This window comes from Roseicyclus sp., from assembly GCF_052168335.1.
Taxonomy (GTDB): Bacteria; Pseudomonadota; Alphaproteobacteria; order Rhodobacterales; family Rhodobacteraceae; genus Roseibacterium.
The window spans coordinates 1-3,684 of sequence record NZ_JBQLZP010000322.1 but is presented as its reverse complement, the minus strand read 5'-3'; the positions used below and the strand labels follow the sequence as shown (position 1 = coordinate 3,684).

2 protein-coding genes are annotated in these 3,684 nt (G+C 71.8%); both read right to left on the bottom strand.

Annotated features, from left to right (window positions below):
• A partial coding sequence (locus tag ACTS11_RS09950; protein ID WP_442640163.1) for a DUF7507 domain-containing protein occupies positions 1 to 1,761 on the bottom strand: 1,761 nt, incomplete at its 3' end.
• A gap of 243 nt (positions 1,762 to 2,004) precedes the next feature.
• The gene (locus tag ACTS11_RS09945; protein WP_442640162.1) at positions 2,005 to 3,528 is read right to left on the bottom strand and encodes a malonate--CoA ligase; all 1,524 of its coding nucleotides are present in this window, start codon (positions 3,526 to 3,528) and stop codon (positions 2,005 to 2,007) included.
• Positions 3,529 to 3,684: the final 156 nt, after the last annotated feature.

Here is a 3,684-nt window from a genome sequence, read left to right as displayed (position 1 = left end):
CCCCTCGCCCGCCACGGCGAGGCTCGTCTGCACCCCCGCCGTGCCCGGGTCGAGGTCCACCGTCACCTGCCCGGGCAGCGGCGTGAGGCCGGTGTCGAGCCGGTCGTTCGCCAGGATGTCGAGCGACACCGTGCTCCCGGCGGCATTCCCGAGGCTCGCGTCGTCCACGGCGTCGAGCGCCCCGGGCAGGAGAAGGACCGTCGGCTCGTTGCCGTCGTTGCCCGCCACGCCGTCGCTGTCGGTGGCGGCGGGGTCGGCGATGACGACCGGCGTGCCGCCGTTGATGGCGGGCTCGGTCCCGGTGTCGGAGACGTCGCTCACGTCCGGCAGCGGGTTGCCCGCCCCGTCGAGCAGCGGCGTGCCCGGCGCGGGAACGCCGCCCACCGTCGCGACCGGGCGTCCCGTCGCGGTCGCCGTGTTCTCGATCCGGCCCGCGGTCACGTCGCCCGCGGTGATCACGTAGGTCTGCCCCGCAAGCGTCGCGGTGCCGCCGGGGGCGAGGTCCGCCGGTGTCACCGCCGCGCCCGCAAGCCCGAGCCGCGCGTCGGTGACGGTGATCCCGGCGAGCGAGGTCGCGCCGGTGTTCTCGACCGTGAAGGCGTAGGTCACCGTGTCGCCCGCGTCGCCGAGGAGCCCGCTGCCGTTGGTGTCCGCGACCGAGGTGATCGCCTTCACCAGCGTCAGCGCGGGGGCGACGTAGGTGATCGTGATCGTCGCCGTGTCCGAAAGGCCCGAGGACGTCTGCGTCAGCACGTAGGGGATCGGGGTCGGATTGGCGGTGAAGCCCGGCGCGGGCACGAAGCTCACGAAGCCCGTCGCGGGAGCGTAGGTGAAGGTCCCCTCGCCCGCCACGGCGAGGCTCGTCTGCACGCCCGCCGTGCCCGGGTCGAGGTCCACCGTCACCTGCCCAGGCAGCGGAGCCGCCCCGGTGTCGAGCCGGTCGTTCGCCAGCACGTCGAGCGACACCGTGCTCCCGGCGGCATTCCCGAGGCTCGCGTCGTTGACCGCGTCGGGCGGCACGGGATTGCCGAAGACGAAGGCCTTGTGGTCGCCCCCGTCGAAGGCACCCACGGCGTTGCTGACCTCGAAGCGCGCGATACGGCGCGTGGGGTCGCCCGGATCGGCGAACTCGGAGAGCGGGATGACCGCGATGAAGGCGTCCTGAGTGGGGTGGACCCGAACGTTGGTGTCCGAGTAGTCCGCCGTTCCCGCATCGACCGAGACGACGCCCATGGAGACACCCGCCGTGTCGAAGGCCTCGACGAACTGGGTATTGTTGCCGTTGCGCTCGGTGAGGAGGAAGAACAGGTCCGCCGAGGTCGGAAGCGGCACCGGGTAGCCGAACGAGAAGACGCCTGCCGAGGCGGAGGCGTCCACCTGCTGATACCGGTTGAGGTCGGTGTCGTTGAAGACGTTCGCCAGCATGTTGGCGTCGTAGCCGGGATCGCCGATGACGAACTCGCCCACGATCTCGTTCCGCCGCGACTGGATGTTCACGCCGGGCGGGAAACCGGTCGCCGAGAAGGCGCTCGGCGGCGTGAAGGTCGTGTAGACCGTCGCACCGACCGTCAGGCTCGTCAGGACGTGCGCGCAGTCGGGATCGGCGGCCGCGCTCGAGCAGGGGCCAGCGCCGGGCGTGGTGGAGGGGCCGGAGGTGATGGTGAAGCTGTAGCTGCCGGAGGGAAGCGGGTCGGCGGAGACCGCTCCTCCCCCGAACAGGAGCGGCGCGGCCAGCGTGGCGGCGGAGAGGACGGCCCTCATGGCGCGGCGGACAAGGCCCGCGACATTCCGCATCCTGCTGGGCGCGCCCGCGGGCGCCCGATGGTCTACCAGATCACTCATTACAACTTCCCCCGGGCCCATCGACCTCAAGCGCGAACGCCTGTCAACGGGATTCGCACATCATGTGGCACCCTGGCGCGCGAAACGTGTCAGATGTAGCGGGAGACAGGATCGGGCGCGGGGCCGCGTCGCCCCGCGCGGACGGCGCCGCCGCGTCGCGCCCTAGCCCGCCGCCGCCTGGAACACCGCCGCGTAGCGGTCGCGGAGCTGGTTCTTCTCCACCTTGCCCATCGTGTTGCGCGGGAGCGCGTCCAGCACCGCCACATGGCGCGGGCGCTTGAAGCCCGCGAGATCGCGCCGCGCGGCGGCCTCGATCGCCGCGAGATCCAGCGTCGCGCCCGCCTCGGGCACGAGGACGGCCACGACGCTTTCGCCGAAGTCGGGATGCGGCGCGCCCACCACCGCGCTCTCGCGCACGCCGGGCTGGGCGTCGAGGAAGAGCTCGACCTCCTTGGGATAGATGTTGTAGCCGCCCGAGATGATGAGGTCCTTGCCCCGGCCCACGATGGTCACGTAGCCGTCGCCGTCGATCCGCGCGAGGTCGCCGGTGATGAAGAACCCGTCGGCGCGCAGCTCCTCCTTCGTCTTCTCGGGCATCCGCCAGTAGCCCTTGAAGACGTTGGGGCCGCGCACCTCGAGGACGCCGATCTCGCCCTGCGGCAGCTCCCGCCCCGTCTCGGGGTCGCAGACCTTCACCTCGACGCCGGGCAGCGGGAAGCCCACCGTGCCCGCGCGGCGCTCGCCGTCATAGGGGTTCGAGGTGTTCATGCTCGTCTCGGTCATGCCGTAGCGCTCGAGGATGCGGTGGCCGGTGCGCTCCTCGAAGCGCACATGCGTCTCGGCCAGGAGCGGCGCGGAGCCCGAGATGAAGACGCGCATGTGCGCGACGAGGTCGCGGTCGAAGCGCGGCTCGTCCAGTAGCCGCGTGTAGAAGGTGGGAACCCCCATCATCGCGGTCGCCATCGGCAGCTTCGCCAGCACCGTCTCGACGTCGAACTTCGGCAGGAAGATCATCGAGCCGCCCGCCATCAGGCTCACGTTCGTCGCGACGAAGAGGCCGTGGCTGTGGAAGATCGGCAGCGCGTGGAGCAGCACGTCGTCCGAGGTGAAGCGCCAGGTCTCGACCAGCGCCCGGGCGTTCGAGACGAGGTTGCGGTGGGTCAGCATCGCGCCCTTCGAGCGCCCCGTCGTCCCCGAGGTGTAGAGGAGCGCGGCGAGATCGTCCTCGTCCCGGTCGACGACCGCGAACTCCGCCGGTTGCCCGCGGACGACATCCGAAAGGCTCCCCTCCCCGTCCGCGCCGAGGGTGCGCAGCGCGCAGGACGCGGCCGCGGCGATGGGGGTCAGCGCATCGGCCTCGCCCGGATCGCAGACGAAGAGCGCCGCGCCGCTGTCGCCGACGAAATATTCCAGCTCCGCCGGCGTATAGGCGGTATTGAGCGGCAGGAACACCGCGCCCGCCATGATGCAGCCCGCGTAGAGGGCCAGCGCCTCGGGCGACTTCGTGACGTGGACGGCCACCCGGTCCCCCGGCCCGACGCCCAGCGCCGTCAGGGCGTTGGCGTTCCGCGCGGCCTCTCCGAGGAAGGCGGCATGGGTCATCGTCCCGCCGTCGGGCAGGTGGAGGAACACGGTCTCGCGGCCCCGGTGGGCGGCGAAGAGGGCGTCGAAAAGGGGATTGCTCATCGGTGTCTCGCTGTCTTCATCGTCGGGAGGCGGCGCGCTCAGCCCGCGGCCTCCCGGTCCTGCTCGAGGGTGTTGCTGTAGCGGTCGAAGCCCGCGACGATGTGGGCCTCGGCGGCGGCGTGCGCCGCCTCGGGGTCGCCCGCGGCGACGGCGGCG

Coding starts and splice junctions, on each gene's coding strand:
- ACTS11_RS09945 (WP_442640162.1), bottom strand. CDS start 3,528: ATGAGCAATCCCCTTTTCGACGCCCTCTTCGCCGCCCACCGGGGCCGC.